Source organism: Spirosoma arboris, from assembly GCF_009754945.1.
Classification (GTDB): Bacteria; Bacteroidota; Bacteroidia; order Cytophagales; family Spirosomataceae; genus Spirosoma; species Spirosoma arboris.
In genome coordinates this window covers 142,506-166,616 of record NZ_WPIN01000004.1, presented here as the reverse complement: position 1 = coordinate 166,616, position 24,111 = coordinate 142,506, and the positions used below count along the sequence as shown (strand labels likewise).

General features: G+C 44.4%; 20 protein-coding genes. 10 read left to right on the top strand and 10 right to left on the bottom strand.

What is annotated here, in order from left to right; translation table 11 throughout:
• Window positions 1-30: 30 nt before the first annotated feature.
• The 3 genes from GO755_RS11875 (at window position 31) to GO755_RS11865 (ending at window position 3,204) form a co-directional block, all read left to right on the top strand.
• Window positions 31-333, top strand: coding sequence for an HU family DNA-binding protein (locus tag GO755_RS11875; RefSeq protein ID WP_080237187.1), 303 nt, complete (start codon window positions 31-33; stop codon window positions 331-333).
• A 73-nt stretch (window positions 334-406) separates the two neighbouring features.
• Window positions 407-1,261, top strand: a complete 855-nt coding sequence (locus GO755_RS11870) for a tetratricopeptide repeat protein (protein ID WP_157584977.1) — start codon at window positions 407-409, stop codon at window positions 1,259-1,261.
• Window positions 1,262-1,641: 380 nt separating this feature from the next.
• Window positions 1,642-3,204, top strand: a complete 1,563-nt coding sequence (locus GO755_RS11865) for an Rne/Rng family ribonuclease (RefSeq protein ID WP_317165847.1) — start codon at window positions 1,642-1,644, stop codon at window positions 3,202-3,204.
• Between the two features lie 99 nt (window positions 3,205-3,303).
• Here the strand turns inward: GO755_RS11865 and GO755_RS11860 are convergent, their stop codons facing one another.
• Window positions 3,304-4,419, bottom strand: a complete 1,116-nt coding sequence (locus tag GO755_RS11860) for a lysophospholipid acyltransferase family protein (RefSeq protein ID WP_157584976.1) — start codon at window positions 4,417-4,419, stop codon at window positions 3,304-3,306.
• A gap of 12 nt (window positions 4,420-4,431) precedes the next feature.
• Window positions 4,432-4,608: a hypothetical protein gene (locus GO755_RS11855; RefSeq protein WP_157584975.1), complete on the bottom strand. Its 177-nt coding sequence runs from the start codon at window positions 4,606-4,608 to the stop codon at window positions 4,432-4,434.
• A 163-nt stretch (window positions 4,609-4,771) separates the two neighbouring features.
• Here GO755_RS11855 and GO755_RS11850 point away from each other — a divergent pair, with 163 nt between their 5' ends.
• A complete protein-coding gene (locus GO755_RS11850) occupies window positions 4,772-5,779 on the top strand; it encodes a LytTR family DNA-binding domain-containing protein (RefSeq protein ID WP_157584974.1) in 1,008 nt (335 codons plus the stop codon).
• A 542-nt stretch (window positions 5,780-6,321) separates the two neighbouring features.
• Here the strand turns inward: GO755_RS11850 and GO755_RS11845 are convergent.
• The gene (locus tag GO755_RS11845; protein ID WP_157584973.1) at window positions 6,322-7,017 is read right to left on the bottom strand and encodes a LuxR C-terminal-related transcriptional regulator; all 696 of its coding nucleotides are present in this window, start codon (window positions 7,015-7,017) and stop codon (window positions 6,322-6,324) included.
• 291 nt (window positions 7,018-7,308) lie between these two features.
• Here GO755_RS11845 and GO755_RS11840 point away from each other — a divergent pair, with 291 nt between their 5' ends.
• Window positions 7,309-7,695: a hypothetical protein gene (locus GO755_RS11840; protein WP_157584972.1), complete on the top strand. Its 387-nt coding sequence runs from the start codon at window positions 7,309-7,311 to the stop codon at window positions 7,693-7,695.
• 64 nt (window positions 7,696-7,759) lie between these two features.
• On the opposite strand, the gene dnaG is transcribed toward GO755_RS11840, so the two are convergent.
• Entirely contained in the window at window positions 7,760-9,856 is a 2,097-nt protein-coding gene (dnaG, locus tag GO755_RS11835; RefSeq protein ID WP_157584971.1) for a DNA primase, read from the bottom strand.
• Window positions 9,857-10,031: 175 nt separating this feature from the next.
• On the opposite strand from dnaG, the gene GO755_RS11830 reads away from it, so the two are divergent.
• Window positions 10,032-11,450, top strand: a complete 1,419-nt coding sequence (locus tag GO755_RS11830; RefSeq protein WP_157584970.1) for a vanadium-dependent haloperoxidase — start codon at window positions 10,032-10,034, stop codon at window positions 11,448-11,450.
• A gap of 98 nt (window positions 11,451-11,548) precedes the next feature.
• Here the strand turns inward: GO755_RS11830 and GO755_RS11825 are convergent, their stop codons facing one another.
• From GO755_RS11825 to GO755_RS11815, 3 genes are all read right to left on the bottom strand, one after another.
• Window positions 11,549-13,441, bottom strand: coding sequence for an amidophosphoribosyltransferase (locus tag GO755_RS11825; protein ID WP_157584969.1), 1,893 nt, complete (start codon window positions 13,439-13,441; stop codon window positions 11,549-11,551).
• A 104-nt stretch (window positions 13,442-13,545) separates the two neighbouring features.
• Complete coding sequence (locus tag GO755_RS11820) at window positions 13,546-14,184, bottom strand: phosphatase PAP2 family protein (protein ID WP_157584968.1); 639 nt, start codon at window positions 14,182-14,184, stop codon at window positions 13,546-13,548.
• A gap of 19 nt (window positions 14,185-14,203) precedes the next feature.
• A complete protein-coding gene (locus tag GO755_RS11815; RefSeq protein WP_157584967.1) occupies window positions 14,204-14,680 on the bottom strand; it encodes a gliding motility lipoprotein GldH in 477 nt (158 codons plus the stop codon).
• Between the two features lie 111 nt (window positions 14,681-14,791).
• Between GO755_RS11815 and GO755_RS11810 the strand changes: the two genes are divergently transcribed.
• The 3 genes from GO755_RS11810 (at window position 14,792) to GO755_RS11800 (ending at window position 17,765) form a co-directional block, all read left to right on the top strand.
• Window positions 14,792-15,151: a BlaI/MecI/CopY family transcriptional regulator gene (locus GO755_RS11810; protein WP_157584966.1), complete on the top strand. Its 360-nt coding sequence runs from the start codon at window positions 14,792-14,794 to the stop codon at window positions 15,149-15,151.
• A gap of 105 nt (window positions 15,152-15,256) precedes the next feature.
• A complete protein-coding gene (locus GO755_RS11805; RefSeq protein ID WP_157584965.1) occupies window positions 15,257-16,801 on the top strand; it encodes a M56 family metallopeptidase in 1,545 nt (514 codons plus the stop codon).
• 4 nt (window positions 16,802-16,805) lie between these two features.
• Entirely contained in the window at window positions 16,806-17,765 is a 960-nt protein-coding gene (locus GO755_RS11800; protein WP_157584964.1) for a hypothetical protein, read from the top strand.
• Window positions 17,766-17,819: 54 nt separating this feature from the next.
• Here GO755_RS11800 and GO755_RS11795 read toward each other — a convergent pair whose 3' ends face one another.
• From GO755_RS11795 to recQ, 3 genes are all read right to left on the bottom strand, one after another.
• The gene (locus GO755_RS11795) at window positions 17,820-19,031 is read right to left on the bottom strand and encodes a PSP1 domain-containing protein (protein ID WP_227686933.1); all 1,212 of its coding nucleotides are present in this window, start codon (window positions 19,029-19,031) and stop codon (window positions 17,820-17,822) included.
• 106 nt (window positions 19,032-19,137) lie between these two features.
• Entirely contained in the window at window positions 19,138-20,424 is a 1,287-nt protein-coding gene (gene purD, locus GO755_RS11790) for a phosphoribosylamine--glycine ligase (protein ID WP_157584963.1), read from the bottom strand.
• 93 nt (window positions 20,425-20,517) lie between these two features.
• On the bottom strand, window positions 20,518-22,725 hold the full coding sequence (gene recQ, locus GO755_RS11785) for a DNA helicase RecQ (protein WP_157584962.1): 2,208 nt from the start codon (window positions 22,723-22,725) through the stop codon (window positions 20,518-20,520).
• Between the two features lie 107 nt (window positions 22,726-22,832).
• On the opposite strand from recQ, the gene GO755_RS11780 reads away from it, so the two are divergent.
• Window positions 22,833-23,801: a KpsF/GutQ family sugar-phosphate isomerase gene (locus tag GO755_RS11780; RefSeq protein WP_157584961.1), complete on the top strand. Its 969-nt coding sequence runs from the start codon at window positions 22,833-22,835 to the stop codon at window positions 23,799-23,801.
• The last annotated feature ends 310 nt before the right edge of the window (window positions 23,802-24,111 follow it).

The window sequence follows — 24,111 nt, the reverse complement described above, 5'->3', positions numbered from 1 at the left end:
AATACAGTAAACGTTAAAGTTTAAGAAGTCGTGACGAAAGCAGACGTAATTGCCGAGATCGCCGATAAGACCGGTATTGATAAGGCAGAAGTAACAAACACCCTGGAAACCTTCTTTTCAGTAGTAAAGGACTCATTGGCTGAGGGAGAGAACATTTATGTGAGAGGGTTCGGTAGCTTCATCAATAAGAAACGAGCTAAGAAGGTAGCCCGGAATATCTCAAAAAACACCGCTATGGTGATCGATGAGCACTTTATTCCGAGTTTCAAGCCCGCCAAGGTTTTTGTTGAGCAGGTTAAAACCAGCGACAAAGCTAAAGTAGCCGCTGAGTAAGCAAAGTTTCCCAAACGGCTATGAACTGGTAAATCAGGCCGGCTCAGGCGTTTGCATTGTGACGATTTCCATTATGAATAAATTCGTGCTGCTTGTTGTCTTATTGGCTGCGGCCCTAACAGTGGGGTTATATACCTTACCGAAGGTGGTTGTACGCAATGAAAGTAAGCAACTCGCAGGGGGACGTACAGCGCAAACGTCTGGAGTCAGTCAGTCTGGTTCCGATTCACTCAACGTATCAAGCAATAGCCCTTCTATTCATGAGAAGCCGCTATCGCCTGAGCAACAGAAACGCTTAGTAACACTCCAAACTGAGTTTACGAAGGCAGGTACAACCCAAAAGGAAGCTGTCGGGGTAAAACTTATTGCCTTGTTGCATGAAGTAACCCGGTACGACAGTGCGGCTCATTATGCAGAGGAACTGGCGAAAGCTCAACCAACGGAACGGAATCTTTTACGAGCCGGGGATGAATATTTTGAAGCCTATACCTTTGCTGTCGATGAAAAGAAAACAGCGTTGTTAGGTCAGAAAACCCGTGATTTATACGGACAGGCGCTGGCTAAAAACCCAAATCTGCTATCGGCAAAGGCCAATATGGCCATGACTTATGTCAATACCGATACACCAATGCAGGGAATTATGCTCCTGCGCGAGGTCATTAAGCAGGACCCAACAAATGAACTGGCACTCTTCAACTTAGGTTTACTGGCTATGCGATCTAACCAGTATGAACGAGCAGTTGAGCGGTTTCGGCAAATCTTGGTTAATAACCCATCGAGCCGGAAAGCACAGTTTTATCTAGGGGTTAGTTTAGCTGAAGCCGGTCAAAAAGCCGAAGCGAAACAGGTGCTGGCACAGGTAAAGAAGCAGGAGAAAGACCCGCAGATTCTGGCCGCTGTTCGCGAATATGAAGAGCGGTTGAAGTGAGTTATATAGTTGAATTGTTATCAAGTTGATCGACGCGTCAACTAGCTATATAGCTGTTCAACTTAAAACTATACAACTTTTTCGGGCCTGACCGATTGGCAGGCCGACACATATTTTAACCATTAAATTAGTTTATTATGCCTTGCGGTAAGAAACGGAAACGGCACAAAATTGCCACTCACAAGCGGAAGAAACGGCTCAGAAAAAACCGGCACAAGAAGAAATAGTCGGCGGTAGGCAGTCAACAGCTTAACTGTTATGCTCATAACTGCCTTCTGCAATTGCCTACTGCCTACCTATTTGAAGCCTCGGCCGGTCTGAAAAGCCCGAACGTGGCTTCTTTCTTTTTATATAGCCATTCTTAACCGTATATTCATCTTGTGAGTAATGAATTAGTTATCAGTTCGACTCAGAAAGGTGATCGGATTGCGCTCTTGCAAAACAAGAGATTGCTGGAGTATCACGAAGAAGAGTTAGACAGCAGCTTCACCGTTGGCGATCTTTACTTAGGAACAGTCAAGAAATTATCATCGGGCCTTAACGCTGCTTTCGTAGATGTTGGCCACGAGAAAGACGGTTTTTTGCACTACCAGGACTTAGGACCGAATATTAATTCGCTCAACAAACTGGTTAAAGACGTAATCGCCAAGCGCGTCACTACAGGGCGGCTCAGCGGCATGAAGTTGGAGCCACCTATCGATAAAATCGGGAAAATCGATAAGGTCCTGACGAAAAACGCTCCCATTCTGGTTCAGGTGGTTAAGGAGCCCATCTCAACCAAAGGTCCACGCCTTTCCTGCGATATTTCTATTGCAGGCCGTTATTTAGTATTGGTGCCATTTTCAGATGGTGTAAACCTGTCCAAAAAAATTACAGACCGTGCCGAACGGTCGCGGTTGATGCGGCTAATGTCGTCATTGAAACCACAAAACTTCGGCGTTATTGTACGAACGGTTGCGCAGGATAAAGATGTAGAAGAGCTCGACCGCGACTTACAAAATTCTCTTGCAAAGTGGGATCAGGCGCTTAAATCATTGTCTGAGGCCAAACCGCGTGATCGTGTATTAGGCGAAATGAATAGGGCTTCGTCTATTCTGCGCGATATGCTTAATGAGTCCTTTGAGAGTATTACAGTAGATACTCGTGAATCTTACGACGAAATCAGGGATTATATTCACACTATTGCGCCTGAGAAAGAAAAAATTGTTAAACTCTACAGTGGTAAAGTAAAGGTATTTGAAGCCTTAGGTCTTGAAAAACAACTTAAATCGTTGTTTGGGCGCTCAGTAAGTTTACCCGGTGGAGGTTATTTGATTATTGAGCACACTGAGGCATTGCATGTTATTGATGTTAACAGCGGTAACAAATCGAATTCTGAAGAAGACCAGGAAGCGACTGCTATTAGTGTCAATCGCGAAGCAGCTAAAGAGATTGCTCGTCAACTTCGATTACGCGACATGGGTGGTATCATCGTCGTAGATTTCATAGACATGAAGAAAGCAGAGAATAAAAAACTCCTGCAAGACATCATGCGTGATGAAATGAAACCCGAGCGCTCGAAATTTACAATTTTGCCCTTAACGAAATTTGGCCTGATGCAGATTACACGTCAGCGTGTCCGGCCGGAAATGAACATTGTTACGCGTGAAGTTTGCCCAACTTGTGGAGGTACGGGCACGATTCAGGCTAGTGTTTTGGTAACGGATGTCATTGAGAATAACCTCGATTATATCTTGACAAAACAAAACGAACGTGGTATTTCAATCTCCATGAATCCATTTTTATATGCTTACTATACTAAGGGTATTTACTCAAAACAAATGCAGTGGTATATGAAATATAAAACTTGGGTTAAAATAATCAAGGATAGTTCGCTAGGTATGGTTAACTTTAAATTCTTTAACCGATCAGGGGAGGAAATTGAGGTTAGTAATAATGCTTAGTAACGTAGTAAAATTTTACTACGTTTTACTAGTATAATGCCGGTGCCCGATGAAACAGTTTCATCGGGCACCGGCATTATAAATATATCAAGGTCCTACTTAATGTAGTATTTCCATATCCATCAATTCACTAAACATTTCCTGTCCAACGATCTCTTCAACTGAATCTACCTCATGCAGGTTCAGTAGTAAATCACGAAGGTCTTCTGTAATCTCGTAAGTTTGGTACAGTCTACGGTCAAATAAGATTGGCGCCTGCTCAAGATCACACAAAGTATAGCGCTTTTCATTGAAAGCAAGCCGTTTTGCATGATAATTGAAAAAATTGTTCTTAACAATTTCTGGCTCCAGAAATAAGTGAATAAAATTCCAGCCTTCCCACTGACCAGGGTATTGTTTCAAATAAGGCCAAAATGCATCGTAAAGTTGCTGCATGGCCTCCTGACAATACATATCCCGGTCACTACGCACAATTGGTCGAATCGGTTTCAGACAATGCAGGACATTTGTCATGTCGGACTGTCGATAACTTACCACAGGTACGATAGGTACACCAGCGGCATGTGATAAGTAACCAACTCCTTTCCGTGTTAGGACACGACGTTGACCAAAACGCACGGATAGAAACTGGGACTCTTCCCCAACCTGAGGAGCCGTTTCTGGGCTCCCATCAACGAACACAATTAGTGATCGACCCGCTTTCAGCTCTCGCAATACAGTTAATCCGGCAGACGGACTACCTGCTTCAACCACGCGGAACACATTTGTTAGGCCATGTTTCTGGCGTAACCCCTCAATATGTTCCGCCATCTCTTCTCCCTGATTGCGGTTCATGTTGCTGCCAACCAGCAACACACAATCGACTCCTTTTCGAAAAAGTACACTTGTCAACAGTCGGTAGGAACCGAGATGATAGGTACAATAAATTTTAGGACTATACTCTTTATTCAGAACATCATGCGCTCCACGTAACTTTACTAAATCGCCGGCGGTCAAACACTTTTGATCGAATGTGGTAAATACCTGCTGCAACAATAGCTCTCTAAAGAGGGCCTCATGTTCCCGACGGGGTATTGAAGGCAACACATTCTCAACATTAGCGGAGAAAGTAGTATACTTCATTAAATAACCCCGTTCCTTAGGTAAGTCAACCTGTTCGAAGTGTTCTCGACAATTTGCCAACTCCTGTTTGTAAAGTTGCCGTGTGCTTAACATAGTTTCTGAAGCTTAAAGCGAGAAAACAGGTTTGGAATTAGCAAGGCCAGTAAAACCAACATCGAAACCACCACAACATACTTTATCCTCAGCAGCGAGCTTTAATATATTAGCCGATTCCAATTTGGTAGCTGGAGTGATTACATTTTTAATTGCTTGGGCGGACTTAATAATGAATTGCTTTTTCATGACAATTTGTAGTTAGTATGATTGATTTGTAGTTGCTTGTTTTTGATGATACAAAGCTACCGCCTGCCAAGAGGCTCATCAATCGCAAAAAAGTCACGATTATTGGTTGCAATTAGTTAAATATTACCACTATATTAGTCCGACTTTTGTGTAAGGAGACAGCATGAAGGAAATTCAAATCAATCGAGCTTTCCTCAAGAAACCGTTTAGCAGCGCGATTATACTACTGAGCATTGTAGTATTAGTTGAAGCTGTTGGATGGTCTGTTGCTGCGCCTGCAAAACTTGAGAAGGTCAAGAAAGCAGGTGGAGCTATCTTCTATCTTGGCGTACTTGTCCGTGATTTATTTATTCCCGAATTATGTACATTACTTATTATCATTGCTATTATTAACTTTTACCACAAATTCAGTCACATACATACGGTAAAAAACAACTGGCGTGCAATTAGTCGATATGAGTTACGTTGTTTACCAGTTTTAGCACTTGCATTCTGGGTGTTTAATCCATTTACTCAAACTGTTCGTTACTTTTTAGAGTATTTCCCTGAATACTCTTGGTCAAACTATTGGGACGGTTATATTCTTTATACATACACCTGGTCTACATATTTCAAATATTTAGTTCCTGTAATACTCATTGGCTACATCGCCATCAATACGTCACTTCTTCTCGACTACTTAAAACAGCGTCGGGAAGCGCAGGAAGCTGCCGAAGCAGAAGCCGCTGAAGCATCTCAAAAAGTCTTAGCCTTATCCGAAACGTTTTCACCACAGCCGCAGCCAACTACCCCTTCTCTTTACCTTAGTTATCTGAAAGGTAAAAATGCTCAGGGTGAATTAGACTTCCCGGTCAATGAAGTCTATTACTTCACTGTTGAGGATCGATTCTACTACGCCGAGTCTTTAAAAGAACGATATCTAGTCAGTAAAACATTGAACGAACTTGAGGCCGAGCTTGATCCGACGCAATTCTTCCGAATCAAGCGCGATTATATTGTCAATCGACAGGCTGTATTGCATTACTCCTATTGGGAAAATGGCAAGTATATTGTTCGATTAAACACCCCCGACCAACACAAGATTATTGTTCCTCGTGTTCGTATGCATGAGTTCCGGGAGTGGCTACAAGGACGTGATGCTGGCAAGCCTGAGCACGCCGATCTACTATAAGTCGCCCAGAGTAACCGATTAATCTTCATTTTTTTGCCCTTATCTGTTCTTCTTCTCAAAAGGTCAATTCAGTAACTATGCACTATATAGTTGGCTGCCGGGTTGAATATCGTCCGTCGATTTAATTTATCGAACGCTTTTTGTCTGAAATCACCCATTTTATGTGTGATTTCAACTATTTAGTATGTTTTTTTAGGTGATTTCGCCTGGGGATATGATGATTATATATCCTTATTATGTACTGAATCTACTAACTACCCAGCTATATAGCTCTTCTAGGCCCTATAAGATCTTATACCCTTCGAACACTCCATATTAGGGTATCTCAACCTAATCTGTTTTATACAACAAAGCCCCACGACAGTTTGGCGACGGTGCGGGGCTCGAAAACAATTAAATGGTTTGTTATTAAATGAACTGAAAGTGGAGCGGAATCTGGCCCAGTTCTTACGTAATAAACGAGACTATAGCGTTAACTGCCGGGCAATAGAGAGCTGTTCCCATTGTAAAAATGGGAAATACAGTATGAGTTCCTTAGGCCTCTACAGATAGTTCTTTACAGAAATACCATAACGAGGCAACTGGCGGCAACTATCCAGATTGAGTTTTCGGGCAATGTGTGCCTTATGGTTTACGGCTGTTCGATAGCTAATGCTTAATTCGTCAGCTATTTCATTAGACGTATGCCCGCTGGCAATCATTCGTAACACCTCCCGTTCTCGCTCAGTCAGACGATTCAGTTCTTCGCGGGTAGCTTCTGAGATTATGTCAACGCCAAAATTCTTTAGCAAATCCATAAATCCACTGCTGTAATAACAGCCTCCGCTACTGACAGTCTGGAAACAGCGGTACAATTCGTCTAGTCCATCAGTGGCATACAAAAATCCAAAGAAACCTTTTTGCATAGCCTTGGCCACCATTCGAAGGTCAGGCTTACGGGTATACAAAATGAATTTCGTTTGCTGATTTGCACGCTGCATCTGTTCGACGATGTCGAAGCTCCGTTCGCCCGAAATCTCTGATTCCAGGATAACACATTTCGGGCGTTTCACCATGATCTGCTGAAGTGTGTCTTCCATTTCGATAGCACGGCCGACTACATTGTAGCCTTGTTCTTTCAAAAGCTGGCTTAAAACTTCACAGGTAAAAAGCTCGGATTGGGCAACAAGAATGGAGAAATCGCGCCTTCGGATCGCGAAGTTTTTAGTGCCCTCCTGGACACTGGTTGATTGGTTCATGATCTATTACATATATGGGTGGATGAATGTACCAACAATACTTGAATTTTTATAACACTCTGTGAATGAAATGAACAATTTTCTAGATGAACCGGCTCAAAAAGATTTAATGGTATGGGTGATTTCAGCAGAAAGTCGCCCGCTCGCCCATTTGTTTCAGGGTGATTTCAGACTTTTTGGGTGATTTCACACCTAAAATGGGTGATTTCACTCAAAACGGTTTGCTTTCAGTCTGAACAAGGTAGAATTTTGATCAAGTCAATTGCAAAACACGTATATCAAAGTAGGGTGATGAATCAGGAACAATCAGCAGTATTTTCCAGCTACGAAGCGTCGGCTGAAGAGGTACAAAAAGTGATTATTGAATGGGCAAGAGCGACCGAAGCATTTCATGGTCGTTACGCTAAACTGAATCAAGTCATCAACGCATTACAGGCAGCATCTCGCCGTCAACCCACAGCTAGTAACCGGACGCGACTGCGGCACCTCATCGATTTGCGTGAGCACATGAGTGATGTTCTCATGACTTTGCTGCTCGATATGTCGGGCAAGAAGCCTAGCCCCTCAGCGCAATCTTCTAAACCAGGTCAGCTCCACTCTCATGCCAGCCTATTGGATGAGCTGAACCGTAAAATTGATGCCGAACTGATTAGTTTCACAACGGTAGCTCAAGCGTAGTGTTCACCCTCCCCTATTGATAAAGGTAAGCCCCACTCTATAAAATAGCTGGGGCTTTTTTACTTTAACCGGAGATAACAGTCCCTAACAAGTTCGAAATCTCCATGTCGATTCGCTTAAAGTGCATAAACTCTGTTAAAAGCTGATCGGCTTCCTCAGGGGTTTTATTTCTCGACTCTCGCAGCAATTGCTGTAGGACTGTCATTCGCTGTTCTGCCAGCATTTTTTTGATTCGCAGGATATTGCGATAGGCAGCATCCGCTAAAATTCCAATTTCCTCTTCTGATGGTACGAAAATCTCGTGTTTTCCCCAACCATCACTGATTTCATAGCGGGGTGTTGTTAGATGAATAGCCTGGCGCTGAAGTTCAATAGTACTAGCTCCCTCTGCCCTATCTGATTGTCGGTTCAGGAAATCGTTCGCAGTCAAGATTTCACCTCTGCTATAGGCTTCCCGAAACAAGGTGAGAATAAGATCGTAAGGTGCGGTTTGAAATTCGATATCATGCAGTTCACTAAGCACATACTGGCATAGCGTAATACCTGGCTCTAGTTCACGTGCACCGTAGTTCATTAACAAACGAACACATTCTTCCTCCTGATACGATATAGGCGTTCTGACAGACTTTATTCGCTCGATTGGTGCGGATAAAGTATCTGGTATAGTTAGTCCATCATCGCTGATTTCAGGCGATTCCAGGCTTAATCCGTCCAGCAATGAGTTGATCTCATCTAGTGAAGGCTCATTCGTACTTAAAGTATTACTTGAAGATGGCTGCTGCCTTCCTGCGCTAGTGGATCGCTGTTGCCGATCTGCATCTTTTTTGTTTTGCTCTTGTTGCTTCCGAAGCAATCGGTTAATTTCCGAAATAACCGATTGCTCGCTCACATGAAATACTTGTGCTACACGTTGCGAGAGTGTCTGTCGTTTCAGCGGGTCAGGTATTCGTGTAATACTGGTACATACATCTGAGATACCTTCGGCCCGCTTTAGTGGATTATCGCCCGCTTCAGTTAACCAACGACTGGCTTTGAAATCAATGAAATCCTGCGAATGTTCTTTAATGTAGGCTTTGAAGGTATCAGCCCCAACTTTATGAACGTAGCTATCTGGATCTTCGCCATCAGGCAGTAAAAGCAGCCTAAGGTTTAACCCTTCTTCAAGCACCATATCCAGGCCACGCAGAGCTGCTTTAATGCCAGCAGCATCACCATCGTAAAGAATCGTAACATTCGGTGTAAAACGCGCAATCAGTCGGATTTGCTCGGTTGTGAGCGACGTCCCCGACGAAGCAACAACATTTTTGACACCGGCCTGATGTAGCGATATAACATCAGTATAGCCTTCTGTCAGGTAGCAAACGTCTTCCTGTCGAATAGCCTGTTTCGCCTGATAAATTCCGTACAGAACCTGGCTTTTATGGTAAACCGTCGTTTCAGGCGAGTTAAGGTATTTGGGCTGGTTCTTGTCGGTTTTAAGAATCCTGGCCCCAAAGGCAATTACCCGACCCGATACATTATGAATCGGGAACATAACCCGGCCTCTGAAACGGTCAAATACTTTACTATCGCCCCCAGCGGTTCCTTCTTTAATCAGAATTAAGCCCGCTTTCTCGAGCAGATCACGGCTATATCCTCTACGTTGACCCTCTTGCAGAAGAGCGTCCCATTGGTCAAATGTATAGCCTAACTCAAAGGCTTCGATGGTTGGGTTGGTAAAGCCACGTTCGCGGAAGTAGCTGAGACCAATACTTTTTCCTTCATCTGTATTGAGTAACGTTTCCTGAAAGAATGTTTTGGCAAAATTGAGTACGATAAGGAGACTCTCTCGTTCGTTCTGGCGCAGGAATTCTTCCGGAGTTTGTTCCTGCTCTTCTATTTCGATACCATACTTTTTGGCCAGGTACCGTAACGATTCTCCATATCCAATATTCTCGATGTCCATCACAAACCGGACAGCATCGCCTGCTTTGCCACACCCAAAGCACTTATAAATCTGTCGGGTTGGGTTTACGTTAAACGATGGTGTCTTCTCATTATGAAATGGGCAGCAGGCAATGTAGTTGCTACCCCGCTTCTTGAGGGAAACAAAATCGTTTATCACCTCCAGAATGTCGACAGACTGACGAATTCGTTCAACAGTTTCTTCGGGAATGCGCATTGGACAGAATCAGGTTTATTCAATTATCAAATCTACAGCGAAGTTAACGCATTGCCTACAGTAGTCGCAACAGGTACAAGTTGAGTGTATTTTTCTGGCAACGTTTTTGCTAAACTCCGATATTGATGATCAAGGGCATAGCTAATAATGTGACTCTTTTTGACCGATAAGTAGCATGAATATACGTTTTCCTAGTGCCCGCTGTACGCTCTCAACGTCGAAATATATCTCCCAACGCAGCTATTTGGGATTATTGACTTACCTACTATTGATCGTTCCCCTACAAGCCTGCCGAATTCAATCCACCGACGATGTTCAGCCGACATTAACTACTGGTAAAGCAGCCGACCAGTATACGGGCAATGTAGCAACCACATGGGCTGCTTTGCAGTTAAAACTAACCAAGACAACCGCTGGGTTTACTCCTCCTGTAGCATCGCGGGCGTTTGGCTACGCTGGTATAACTATGTATGAAGCAGTTGTTCCTGGTATTTCTAATCGAAAATCGCTTGTTGGCCAGCTACAAGGGCTAATTTCACTTCCCCAGGCGGAGTCGGGTAAGGAATATAATTGGGCGCTTAGTGCCAATGCTTCCCAGGCTCAAATTCTACGGAGTTTATTTCCGACGACAAGTGAGGCTAATAAAGTTAGTCTCGATTCTCTCGAGGCAGTTTTGTTGACGGCTTTCAAAGGCACTGATGAAGCCGTCACTCAGCGATCGGTCGATTTCGGGAAGAAAATCGCGGATGCCGTGTTTGAGTGGTCAAAAACTGACGGGGGTGATGCAGGCTATACTCGTAATTTCCCAACAAATTATACAGTACCAACGGGGGCTGGTTTGTGGCAGCCTACTGAAAATGGCCAGAAGATTCCTATGCAGCCTTACTGGGGACGGAATCGGACGTTTGTTAAGGCTAATAGCGACCTACCGACACCTAAGCCACTGGCCTACTCAACCGACGTTAAATCAGCCATTTTTAATCAGTACCTCGATGTATACAACAAAGGAAAAAATTTAACCCAAACTGAAAAAGAGATTTCCCTTTGGTGGTCCGACAATCCAGGTGAGTCATTCACTCCTCCGGGTCATTCGTACAGTATCGCCTGTATTGCGGCAATCGCTACCAGGGCAGATCTGGCAAAAGCTGCTGAAACGTTTGCCAGAACGGGTATTTCTGTAGCTGATGCATTTATTCTCTGCTGGCGATGTAAGTTTACTTACAACAATCTTCGCCCTTATACCTATGTTCGGCTTACTATAAATCCAACCTGGATACCATTCTGGCCAGATCCTCCTTTTCCCGGTTTCTCATCAGACCACGCAACCCAATCATCTTCGGCAGCAACTGTACTAACGGCATTGTACGGTGAGAACTTTGCGTTTACCGATGATTCAAACGTTGGACGACCCGACGACCTGCTAAGACATATTTCTTTCAAAGTCCGCTCGTTTACGTCATTTGCGGCATCGGCTCAGGAATCTGCCGACTCACGTTTCTACAGCAATATTCACACCCGACAGGATAACGAAACAGGGCTGGCCGAAGGCAAGAAAATTGGAGCTAATGTCAACGCTCTGGCCTGGGAGAGATAAGTAAACAGTAAAGTGGGTGGAGTAAGTGAAGTTAGTTTTTGCGCATAAGCATAACGACTTCACCTACTCCACCCACTTCACTGTTTTATTAAATACGGCTAATATGCCCGAACCAATTTCCCTTCCATGAAGTTTACGAAAGCTTTATTGACAACGACATTACCGCCGGGAGTAGGATAGTTACCCGTGAAATACCAGTCGCCAGAATGGTTGGGACAGGCCCGATGTAAATTTTCAACCGTTTGGTAGACAACTGCTACCTCAGCTTTCAAATCAGTAGGGGTAACAATCTGGGATACTTTTTTGGATAGCTCGTCATGCGTAAAGGGATCAAAAAGCGCCTTCACATAATTCTGCTGACTAGCATTGCCTGATTCAATAGCAGCCACACACTGTGCATAAACTTCGTCGAGCAGGTCTTCCATACCTCGATCCTTGAGTAACTCAAGAGCAGCTCGGAAACCAATAAATTCCCTGAACTTCGACATATCGATACCGTAGCAATCGGGAAAACGAATCTGAGGGGCTGATGAAACAATAATGATCTTTTTCGGGCCTAATCGATCCAGCATACGCAGGATGCTTTTTTCAAGCGTAGTACCCCGCACAATCGAGTCATCGACGACAACCACATTGTCTTTACCTTTTTTAATAACCTCAAACGTAGTGTCGTACACATGCGACACCATATCGTCCCGCTGCGAGTCGTCGGCAATGAACGTTCGAAGTTTTACGTCTTTAGCGACCAGTTTTTCAATACGTGGTCTAAAGGAAAGCACCCGATCCAATTCTTCTTCGAATAGAATTCCCTCCATAATCGCTTTTTTGCGCTGCTTATAGAGGTATTCTTCTAGTCCCTCAACCATGCCAAAGAAAGCCGTTTCAGCCGTATTCGGGATGTAGGAGAAGACTGTATTTTCAAGGTCGTAATCGATTTCCTTGAGAATCTGCGGAATTAGCAGTTTTCCTAATTGTTTGCGCTCATTATAGATATCAGGATCGGTAGCACGCGAAAAATAAATTCGTTCGAAACTGCACGATTTCTTTTCTATCGGTGTCACGAATTCCTGTTCCGCGTACTCTCCGTATTTGTCAACGATGAGTGCATGTCCAGGTTTCACCTCCTGAATCGCACTATAGTCGACGTTGAACGCGGTCTTAATCGCTGGTTTCTCTGAGGCTACTACTACTACTTCATCATCGGCATAATAATAGGCTGGGCGAATACCTGCTGGATCACGGGCTACAAATGCAGCACCATAGCCTGTCATACCCACCATAGCATAGCCACCATCAAAATCCCGACAGGAGCGGTGTAAAACACGCTGAAGATCAAGATTGTCTTCGATAATATCCGACAAATCAGGATTTTCGTAGATACCCTTAAACCGTTCGAACACTCGCTGGTTTTCTTCATCCAGGAAGTGTCCGATTTTCTCCATCACCGTTACGGTGTCAACCTTATCCTTCGGATGCTGGCCCAGCGATACCAGTTTTCCGAACAGATCATCAACATTGGTCATGTTGAAGTTACCTGCTACGACCAGATTACGACTTCGCCAGTTACTTTGTCGAAGCATAGGATGGCAGTTTTCAATCTCATTGGCCCCGTGAGTGCCATATCGGAGATGCCCCATCCAGACCTCGCCCGTAAAAGCGATGTTTTCCTGAAGCCACTGAGCGTCCTTCGCCTTGTCTTTATTTCCTTTGAGGGCTTTGCGGAATTTCTTATTGACCTTTTCGAAGATGTCCGTTACGGGTCGTTGATCGACCGATCGATATCGGCTGATATAACGACGACCAGGCGGAACATCGATTTTTATATTAGCGATTCCGGCACCGTCCTGGCCTCGGTTGACCTGCTTTTCCATGAGCAGGTAGAGTTTGTTGGCCCCATAAAGGGCCGTGCCGTACTTGTCTATATAATATTGGTACGGTTTGCGGAGCCGAATTAAGGCTATACCGCACTCATGTTTGATGGCGTCGCTCATGAGAGAGTCTGTCGATGCACGTTGATTGTAGTCAGTAATGAAGTAACGGCTCTGCTTTGGCAATGGTTCGGCGGAGCCCTAAACAAAGATAGACAAAAGAGACTCTACTTCCCGGCTATATTTCTGTTCTTCGTTACCCAACGATACATCAATAAATAAATAATCACGGATGAAATCGTTCCAACCAGCGAACCCGCATAGGTGTCTTCGACAAAATGCTGGAACAAGTAGACCCGCGAATAACCTGCTAAAACACCTAAAAACACATAAAATACGCCCCGCTCCTTCCGTCCGTCCAGAAACGCCAGCAGACCGAACATAGCAAAAGCCGTTGTGGTATGGCCTGACGGAAAACTATTATAGCTGTGAATATCCAGCCCTTTTATAATGTGGTATTCAAACGTAGAATGCTCAAAAAATTTCAGCGGTCGGGGCGATCCATTGAAAATAACTTTCTTAAAAAACTCCGACGTTAGTGAAGAAAGCGCAAAACTGGCAAAGCCCATTAGGCCTATGCGCCACTTATAAATCAGTAAGATCAGGCAAACAACCACGAAAAACGCTCCGTCGCCCATGTAGGTAATGTAGGGAAAAAGCTGGTCGGCCAACAAGCTATTCCTGACATTGACCCATTGCATTAATTGTTCTTGTGTATAGGCTACTTGCAACAGACCAACCATGATCAACACAAGCAGGTAGGCCAGAAAAAAAAATCTGTTTTTACGCAAAAAGTCGAGAAGCATTGGCGAATAATTCGGCGAATTAGTTAGCAGTACTAGCCTTTTCAACAGTAACGCCTACACTTAGGATATTGAGCAGCGGGTCCTGACGCATATATTGTCTGATCTGAATCGTGTATTTTCCGGGTTTTGGAAAGCGGTAGTTATGTTTCATCAAAACCTTATGATCAAACAGGTCTCCCAGCCCATCTCCATTAGGCTTTCCCGTTTTAGGGTCCATCAGAATCAATTCATCCAGCCGTGATTCGAGTTCTTTACCGCTCGAATCACGCAGATACCGGGTCAGATACAGGTTGTAATAGCCATACGATAGGCTGTTTCGTAGATTGTAATAAATATTATAAGGTATCGATGCGTCGGCGATCTCAAATGTGAACGAGGGCGCATTTTTGATATACCACTTTCCGTCATCAATGTCGGTGTACTCTTTATATACTGCATTTGTATCACAGCCAACAAACAGCCACATAATGACCAATACTACTCCCAATCGTTTCATAAATCTCACGCAGAATAATGTACAAAGCTACGACGGTACATCTGGCTTTTCAAACGACAAAAAACTACTCGGATAGTTTGCAAACGATAAAAATAGTTTTAGGTTTGTCTTATGGAAAAGCTAACCGCAAAAGAAGAAGAAGTGATGCAGGTGCTCTGGAAAATGGAGCAAGGTTATGTAAAAGATATGGTACCGCAGTTTACAGATCCTCCACTGCATTATAACACGGTTTCGACCATTGTTCGTAATCTTGAAGAAAAGGGTTACGTCGGCCATAAAGCTTATGGCAACACGCACGAATACTACCCTATTATCACCAAGGAAGCCTACCAGAATCGGTTTGTTCTGAAGAAAGTAGTGGATGAGTATTTCGACAATTCCTACAAGAATCTGGTCAGCTACTTTGCTCAGAATGAGAAGATTTCGGCAGATGAGTTACGTGAGATATTGGCTATGATTGAGAAAAAATAGTCAGGGATAGTCAAGCATGGTCATACTTGCTGCTATAACTAAACCTGACCATGCTTGACCACTCCAGACTATTTCTGACCAACTATTTTCCGCACCCGAATAGAGATGGAAACATTACGTTATGTTGTTTTAGCCAATGCACTTCTGGCTGTTGTCAGCATTGCGTATTACGCATTGCTTCGACGCGAAACGTTTTTTGGGGCCAATCGACTGGCACTATGGGTAGGTTTGGCGGGGGCTTTGCTCCTACCCCTGCTGGAGCTTCCTGATTGGCGACCAGAGCGTGTACGAACTGTGATGTACCAGACGGCGCAGGTAATTGTCCCGAAGGTATTGCCCAACCTAACGCCTTCTCAACCCGAGGTTACAATCACATTTCCTAATCAAAAGACGTACAGGTTATTTCGCCACCCGTCACCAAAATTCGTATGGTCGTGGCCAGTTGGTCTCTTACTACTCTATATCAGCGGAGTTTTCTTCCTGTTTATACGATTTGGAATTCAGTTATTTTCCTTGCGACGACTTATTAGACAATCAGTCCATGAGCCATACGACGATTTTACGCTGGTTCGCAATGAAGCCACTACCTCACCTTTTTCCTTTTTCGACTGGGTTGTGCTGAATCCTCGCCACCACGCACCCGATGAATTAGATCAGATTCTTAGGCACGAACGTGTCCATGTACGTGAGCGACATAGTTACGATATGCTTGGCGCGGAGTTAGTATGTATTATATTCTGGTTTAACCCAGCAGCTTATCTGTTTCGGCAACTGCTCCATCAAACCCTTGAGTTCAGTGCGGATCGGGCTGTGCTAGCCGAAGGTGTCGATGCCAAAGCTTATCAATATAATCTGGTAAAAGTAAGTATGTCGTACGGGCAATCTGCCATTACGAACCACTTTAGCAAGTCGCAGCTCAAGACCCGGATTAGTATGCTGAACAAACCAGAATCCTCAGCAGTAACCTGGTTGAAATATCCTGTTCTCTTTATCGCTGCTTTGACAGTAGCGTCTGCATTTGCTCCTCCACAGCCTAGTAAGGCATTGAGCAACTATATTCCTAAACCTGGAACGGAGCCAATTTCGGCTATAGTTGAAGTAGCAGCAAAGCCTGACCAGTCCTCCAAGACATTAACCAAACAAGTTATCGGGAATGAATCTATTGTTTCAAAATCGGATGATGGTTCAATGAGTAAGTTCCGATCAACATCGGTTGGCTCACAAATAGATTCCGTTAACAATTTGTCAGTAGTCGATTCGGTGCGTATAAGCCCGTCGCGTGCAGCCGATGACGAAACCATTGTTTCTCAATCTATTGATGATAAAAAAATGGAGTACTTGATCTTGGAGGGTGAACGTAAATACGGCCATCTGGGCATTGGCTTCCGTAAATTCGATAAAGAAGAAGTTCAAAAGCAGTCCAGTTCCAATAGCAGTTTAAGCGTTAAACCAGATGGTTCGCTATCAGTAGATAATGCAGCGAATATGGTCAAAGTCTTCATCAATAACGAGCCCTCTACTCCCGAAGCAATTCGCATGTTGAAGATAGACCAGCTTTATACGGTTGCCGTCATACTAGGTTATAATCAAGCCGCACAAAAACGGTCGGATACTGTGTACCTGCTGTTTTACGTCAACGAAGACAATTAAGTCTATGTACACCTTTACCAACCAATTTAGTGGTCCAACACTGCACCAGCGCGTTCGTATGATGAATAGTCATCATTCAGATTCATCGGCCTGGTGGCGGTATGTACTTTGGGGGCTGCTGATGGGAGCAATGGGGATGGCTTGTCGGCATCAGGAGAAAAAAGAGCCTTATCTCTTAAACCAGGCCCTTGCTCCCAACGCTCTACCCGCGATCAATCCGACGCGAGCAATGGTCGTAGATTTAGAAGACAAAGGAACCTGGTATCGTCACCTTGCCTTATTCCGAAGTAAGACTGGTACACAGGTTGTTCAAAGTAAACCTGTTGTGCTGCAACTGAAAGGCGACGAATTCATACTTCCCGACGATTACAAATATGAATCAGCAGTATACATTGATGGGAAAGAAGTTCCGGCCGAAGCGCTGAAAAAACTTTCGCCGGAGTTTGTCAGTGAATTATTTGTGATGCACCAATGGGAAAATATGGCTAACAGTGATACTAAAGCTAAGCCGTACCAGATTATTATTCAGACCAGCCCCCAGCCGGTTCCATTTAACGGAATCCGTAAGCAGTTTTTCACATTACTTCAAGCGGCAGCCATTTCACGGTATCCGCTTGGGGAGAGTTTTTCGTTTAACATGAATCAACTGCTTGAAGCCACGTTTTTTCACAACAAAAACGCATTGGTTGAACGGACGAAGAATGAACATTTAAAAGTCTATGACGACTTTGCTAAAACTGTAGACATTTTTATCAACAACTTACCCGCCACGACTGCCGATGTAACGACCGTTCACGTTCGCGAAGTAGCCCGGCTTTATACCAAAGAACGACCTTACCGAGATTGGTTCCGCGCCGACAACCCCTTACCACGCTTTCAGTTATACATCCAGACCACCCCTAAACGTGCCAAGCGTGATAGCAGCTATTACGTTTTTAGTCCATTTTACTCAGGCGATTTTTAAGCTTATCCCTCCCAATAACAAATAACCCCGGCCAGCTAGGTCGGGGTTATTTGTTTAAGATACTTTACCGTTTTGGGCAGGGCGGGGCGAATTACCTTCTGGGCCACGCGGCTTCTTCTTTTTCTTTTTATTACCCGCTTTCGAGGTATACTTAGCGTCTAATTTTTGCAGATCACTATTGAGGGTTGCTGCTGTAATGGGCTCCTTTTCAGCTATAGGCATCAATACATCAAACGATTCGGGAATGATACCGTTTTTATTCAGTTCGACAATTTCCAGCACCCGGTCAATAGGTAGTGGATGCCATGTACTCTCGGCCCCATAACCAAACCACATCAACTTTCGGAAAATATCGGTTTTCTGGAGATAAGCCCGCCCTTTCTGCGTTTCCAACGGTTTTTCAATTGTCGGAATGTCCCGTAGCGCATCCATGTACGTATCCAGCTCGTAATTTAGGCAGCACTTCAACCGCCCGCACTGACCCGACAATTTAGCCGGGTTGAGGGATAGATTCTGATAGCGAGCTGCCGAAGTTGCGATATTCTTAAAATCCGTCAGCCAGGTCGAGCAACAGAGCTCGCGACCACAGGAACCAATACCGCCTAACCGACCAGCTTCCTGACGCAGACTAATCTGCCGCATTTCAATCCGGGCTTTGAATTCGCTCGCCAGCATTTTTATTAGTTCCCGAAAATCGACACGCTCTTCGGATGAATAATAAAATGTCGCTTTAGTATTATCAGACTGAAACTCAACGTCCGATAATTTCATGTTGAGCTTTAGTTCACGAACGATTTCGCGGGAACGATACAGGGAAGGCAAATCGCGTAAAACGGCCTGTTCGTGCCGCTCCATATCCTTCGGCGTAGCAAGACGGTGAATAACTTTCGTGTCGTCGTTAATCTTAACGGCCCGCTTTTTCACCTGTAGGCGCACTAATTCTCCCTGTAACGAAACGGCTCCGATATGAAAGCCTGATTGCATTTCGACAACGACGTAGTCGCCTGTGGTGAGATCAAGTTGATGAACGTTCCGGTAATAATCCTTTCGGCCACCCTTAAATTTAACCTCTACGACATCGTATCGAAGACCCGGCATGGCGATATCGCTGAGCCAGTCAAAAGAATTTAACTTATTGCAGCCTCCGGTGCTACACCCTCCGCTTCCGCATCCGGTTGTAGCCGTTTTCTGCGGTTCTCCGCCGGGGCCATCGGATGCTCCACGTTGGGTTCCACACCCGCCGGTTGCACAGGATTTACATGACATATATATTAATTTATGACCGCGCGGGCGGCCCCGTTACGACGTACGAATTACGAATTGTCTGACGCGCGAGAAAATCGTACATCGTACATCATAATCCGTAAATCAGTTAGTCTGAGTACCGAATCAGGTCAACCCCAATATCTTTACGGTACTGTTTTCCATCAAATTGCACCATTCGGGCCGCTTCCTGCGACTTCCGAACAGCATTTTCAAGCGAATTGGCCTGAGCCGTTATCGCTAGCACTCGCCCACCATTGGTCAACACGTGACCATCCTGGGCCAGCGTTCCGGCATGAAACGCCATTACATCTTCTAAACGCTCTAATTCCGAAATGATTTTACCGGTCACATAATCACCGGGGTAACCACCCGATACCAGCATGGTTGTTACCGCCGTCTGGGGAGACACCTGAACCGAAATTTTGTCCAGTTCACCGTCGGCAGTCGCTACCATCAATTCAACAAAATCATTCTGAAGCCTCGGGAGAACAACTTCCGTTTCAGGATCGCCCATACGGGCATTATATTCAATGACGAAAGGCTCGCCATTCACTTTCATCAGGCCTACAAAAATGAAGCCCTGGTAATGAATTCCCTCCTGTTTTAAACCCGCCAAAGTTGGTTTTACAACTTTATCTTCAACTTTTTGCAGGAACGACTGGCTGGCAAAAACCACCGGAGAAACGGCCCCCATTCCACCCGTGTTAGGTCCCGTATCTTCTTCGCCGATGCGCTTGTAATCTTTAGCTTCAGGAAGAATTTTGTAATTCTCCCCGTCGCACAAAACAAACACCGACAGTTCGATACCTCGCAAAAACTGCTCTACAACGACCTTGCTGCCTGCGGCACCAAACTTATACCCATCGAGCATGTCGCTTAATGCCGTTTTTGCATCGACTAGTGTTTCGGCAATAATAACGCCCTTACCCGCTGCTAGTCCGTCTGCTTTTAATACGATCGGAAACGAGTGTGTTTCCAGGTAAGTTAGCCCTTGCTGAAGTGTTTCTGTCGTAAACGTTTGTGAAGCCGCTGTCGGAATACCATAACGCGCCATAAACTGTTTCGAGAAATCCTTGCTGCCTTCTAATTGCGCTCCTTTTGCATCTGGCCCAACAATGCGTAGGCTGCCTAAATCGGGTTGTTGACGTAGGAAATCAACAATCCCCTTTACCAAAGGCTCTTCTGGGCCTACAATCAGCAGGTCGATATTTTTGTCTCGAATTGTATTGGCAATAGCCGAAAAATCAGTGTAGCTAACCGGTAAATTAGTAGCTACCTGTGCCGTACCGGCATTGCCTGGCGCTACAAACAATGTATCACACAACGGGCTTTGCGCTAATTTCCACGCAAAGGCGTGCTCTCTCCCACCCGATCCCAGTATTAGTATATTCATGTACCGATTTACGAACTACGATTTACAATTTACGATTTGACCACCTGCATTCTTCAGGAAATCGTAAACCGTAAGCCGTAAACCGTAAATCAATTAGTTTGCTACTTCCGACAGGAATTTAATCCGCATTAAACGCAAGTCTTGTTCTGTGAAATCGTCGCCCCCAAATTCACGCATAGCTACAGCGATATTATCACTATCAGCCTGCATGAAGTAGTCGAAAATTTCATCCTGTCGGTCTTCATCCATTACCTGATTGATATAATAATCAAGGTTAAGCCGCGTACCTGAGTAACAGATATGCTCAATCTCTTCCATCAAGTCTTCCATCGACAATGATTTCGATTCGGCGATTTCATCGAGATCAACTTTGCGGTCAATCTGCTGAATAATGAAAATCTTGACTTTCGATTTATTAACAGTCGATTTAACGACTACATCCTGAGCCGTTTCAATTTCATTTTCTTCAACGTATTTGGAAATCAGGTCAATAAAGGGCCGACCAAACTTCTGTACTTTCCCCATCCCTACTCCATTGATCTGCGCCATTTCTTCGCGCGTGGTGGGGTAAGTTGTTGCCATTTCCTCCATGGATGTCTCCTGGAAGATAACGTAGGGAGGCAGGTTTTTTTCTTTGGCGATTTTTTTCCGGAGTGCTTTTAGCAACCCAAGCAACTCTTCATCATAAGCGACTCCACCCGACGAAGGAGACGAATCTTTGTCTTCATCTTCTTTTGTCTCGACAACCTGTTCGTAATCGTGATCTTTGGCCAGTGTAATCGGATATGGATCTTCAATATAATTCATACCCCGCTGGGTCAATTTCAGGATGCCATAGTTATCAACGTCCTTTTCAAGGTAACCGTAAATAGTAATCTGCTTAATGAGCGAGCACCAATAGTTACAGTCTTCATTAAATTCAAGCCCCTTACCATACACGGCAAGCCGGTCGTGTTCGTAACTGGTGACATATTGATTGCTCGTGGCCGTTAGTACGTCAGCCAAATGGGCTACATCGAAACGTTGGTCTGTTTGAAGCACCGTTTGCAGCGCCAGCACAACTTCATGCTGTACTTTGAACTTCTCGGTCGATTTCAGACAGTTATCACAAAAACCACAGTCTTTATCCATAAACTCACCGAAATAACCCAGCAACTGCCGACGACGACAGACGCCCAGATTCGCATAGGAAACCATTTCGGCCAGCAGATGCTTAGCATTATCGCGCTCGGTAACCGGTTTGTCTTTATTAAACTTCTCCAGTTTGACAATATCGTCGTAGCTGTAGAACATGAGGCAGTTACCTTCGAGACCATCACGACCAGCCCGGCCGGTTTCCTGGTAATACCCTTCAAGTGATTTAGGGGCATCATAGTGAATCACGAATCGAACGTCGGGTTTGTCAATACCCATCCCAAATGCGATAGTCGCGCAAATCACGTCAACATCTTCGTTCAGGAACGCGTCCTGGTTGTTCATTCGCGTTTGCGGGTCCAGACCAGCATGATAAGGAAGCGCCTTTATATCATTAACGCTTAGCAATTCGGCAATTTCCTCAACGGTCTTCCTGCTTAAGCAATAGATAATTCCCGACTTGCCTTTATTCTGCTTAACGTACTTAATAAGCTGTTTTTTGGCATCAACCTTTGGCTTTATTTCGTAGTAAAGATTCTTCCGGTTGAAAGATGTTTTATAAAGGTTAGCATCCTCCATCTGGAGGTTTTTCTGAATATCCTGCTGTACTTTGGGAGTAGCAGTGGCGGTCAGCGCTATAACGGGTAAATTGCCAATGTTATCGACAATACCACGTATTTTCCGGTATTCAGGACGGAAGTCATGCCCCCATTCAGAAATACAGTGTGCTTCATCAATAGCGACGAAAGAAATATTGGCTTTCTTCAAAAAATCCAAATTCTCTTCTTTCGTTAATGATTCAGGCGCAATGTAAAGTAGCTTGAGCGTACCATTCAAAGTATCCTTTTTGACCTTGTTCATCTCCGCTTTAGAAAGCGTAGAATTCAAAAACTGCGCGTTGATTCCAAAGGCGTTTAACTGGTCAACCTGATTTTTCATCAGGGCAATTAAGGGCGAAATGACAACAGCTGTACCATTGCTCACAATAGCAGGCAGTTGGTAACACAATGACTTACCCGCACCAGTGGGCATAATGACAAATGTGTTTCGACCCGCCAGGATGCTGTAAATTATGATCTCCTGTTCGCCCCTGAATTGACTATATCCAAAAATTTCTTTCAGTCGTTCTTTAAGCGTCGCATGGACTGCCTCATCAACCTGCATCATTCTACAAATCGTACAAAAGTTACTTTACTCTATTTGCTTGCCGTATCTTTGCTATATAAAGTTAGCGAATATACACAGCAAAGTTTTCCTGTTTATCAAAACTGACATTGAAAGTAATAAAAAATCCCAAGACCATCGCCCGTTCGGTACTCCTGGCCGAAGCTGAAGCCATCCGTAACGCCATTGATTTGCTTGATGACCAATTTGATGCAGCCGTAGAAACGTTACTAACCACCACGGGTCGTCTGGTTGTAACAGGAGTAGGCAAAAGTGCTTTAATTGGCCAGAAAATCGTGGCTACTATGAATTCGACGGGAACTCCTGCCCTGTTTATGCATGCAGCCGACGCTATTCATGGCGATTTGGGTATGATTCAGGATAATGATGTGGTGCTCATTATTTCGAAGAGTGGCAATACGACTGAAATCAAGGTTCTATTACCTTTATTGAAGCGTACAGGCGTTCGACTTATTGCGCTCGTTAGTGCACGCGATTCATATTTAGCCCAACATGCCGACCATGTACTTCATGCATATGCCGAGCACGAAGCAGACCCTCTGAATCTGGCTCCTACAACCAGCACGACAGTGGCTCTCGCCTTAGGAGATGCACTAGCTGTTAGCTTGTTAGAATTGCGTGGTTTTACTCGGCAGGATTTTGCCCGCTACCATCCGGGTGGATCACTGGGAAAAAAACTGTATCTAAAAGTTGCCGATATTTTTCCACACAACCAATGCCCTCAAGTTCTTCCCAACACAACTATTAAAGACGTAATTTTCACCATTTCAGCGAACCGTTTAGGGGCAACAGCTGTGGTTGATGAATCAGGTTTACTAGTTGGGATTGTTACAGATGGCGATATTAGGCGGGTGGCTTACGAGCATGATTCATTTTGGCAACTCTGTGCTCAGGATGCTATGACTCCTCAACCAGTTTGTGTAGCACCCGACGAATACGCAGTAGCGGCTTTGCAACTAATGCAGGAGCGAGATATTACGCAGCTTATCGTAGCCGAAGCAGGGCGAGTACATGGCTTTGTGCATCTACATGATTTATTGAAAGAAGGTTTAGTCTAAGATTTTTTAGCCCCTCTTCTCTTAGTAGGACAATTTTTTCGACAGAGTTATGGGCATAAACAGGTTTTACAACTAAATATCCTGTTTAATCTCTGAATCTTATTAAAAAGCGTTTTTCTACGCCTAAAAAAGAGTCCTGTCAATAATTACACTGTCAAAAATTTTTAGAGAATTACTTCTCATCATGCCAATCGGCATTGCCAGATTCATTAACTTTCTGCGTTTTTAGTGATATTGTGTAAGTTTTTTCACCAAACATTAAACAGAATCCACACCCAATATTCCCCAGAATGGGGGAAATATTCCACAC

Excerpts from the sequence above, each read along its gene's own strand:
- GO755_RS11870 (WP_157584977.1), top strand. The coding sequence starts at position 407 with ATGAATAAATTCGTGCTGCTTGTTGTCTTATTGGCTGCGGCCCTAACA.
- GO755_RS11860 (WP_157584976.1), bottom strand. The coding sequence starts at position 4,419 with ATGTTAAGCACACGGCAACTTTACAAACAGGAGTTGGCAAATTGTCGA.
- GO755_RS11855 (WP_157584975.1), bottom strand. The coding sequence starts at position 4,608 with ATGAAAAAGCAATTCATTATTAAGTCCGCCCAAGCAATTAAAAATGTA.
- GO755_RS11850 (WP_157584974.1), top strand. The coding sequence starts at position 4,772 with ATGAAGGAAATTCAAATCAATCGAGCTTTCCTCAAGAAACCGTTTAGC.
- GO755_RS11845 (WP_157584973.1), bottom strand. The coding sequence starts at position 7,017 with ATGAACCAATCAACCAGTGTCCAGGAGGGCACTAAAAACTTCGCGATC.
- GO755_RS11840 (WP_157584972.1), top strand. The coding sequence starts at position 7,309 with ATGAATCAGGAACAATCAGCAGTATTTTCCAGCTACGAAGCGTCGGCT.
- dnaG (WP_157584971.1), bottom strand. The coding sequence starts at position 9,856 with ATGCGCATTCCCGAAGAAACTGTTGAACGAATTCGTCAGTCTGTCGAC.
- GO755_RS11830 (WP_157584970.1), top strand. The coding sequence starts at position 10,032 with ATGAATATACGTTTTCCTAGTGCCCGCTGTACGCTCTCAACGTCGAAA.
- GO755_RS11825 (WP_157584969.1), bottom strand. The coding sequence starts at position 13,441 with ATGAGCGACGCCATCAAACATGAGTGCGGTATAGCCTTAATTCGGCTC.
- GO755_RS11820 (WP_157584968.1), bottom strand. The coding sequence starts at position 14,184 with ATGCTTCTCGACTTTTTGCGTAAAAACAGATTTTTTTTTCTGGCCTAC.
- GO755_RS11815 (WP_157584967.1), bottom strand. The coding sequence starts at position 14,680 with ATGAAACGATTGGGAGTAGTATTGGTCATTATGTGGCTGTTTGTTGGC.
- GO755_RS11810 (WP_157584966.1), top strand. The coding sequence starts at position 14,792 with ATGGAAAAGCTAACCGCAAAAGAAGAAGAAGTGATGCAGGTGCTCTGG.
- GO755_RS11805 (WP_157584965.1), top strand. The coding sequence starts at position 15,257 with ATGGAAACATTACGTTATGTTGTTTTAGCCAATGCACTTCTGGCTGTT.
- GO755_RS11800 (WP_157584964.1), top strand. The coding sequence starts at position 16,806 with ATGTACACCTTTACCAACCAATTTAGTGGTCCAACACTGCACCAGCGC.
- GO755_RS11795 (WP_227686933.1), bottom strand. The coding sequence starts at position 19,031 with ATGTCATGTAAATCCTGTGCAACCGGCGGGTGTGGAACCCAACGTGGA.
- purD (WP_157584963.1), bottom strand. The coding sequence starts at position 20,424 with ATGAATATACTAATACTGGGATCGGGTGGGAGAGAGCACGCCTTTGCG.
- recQ (WP_157584962.1), bottom strand. The coding sequence starts at position 22,725 with ATGATGCAGGTTGATGAGGCAGTCCATGCGACGCTTAAAGAACGACTG.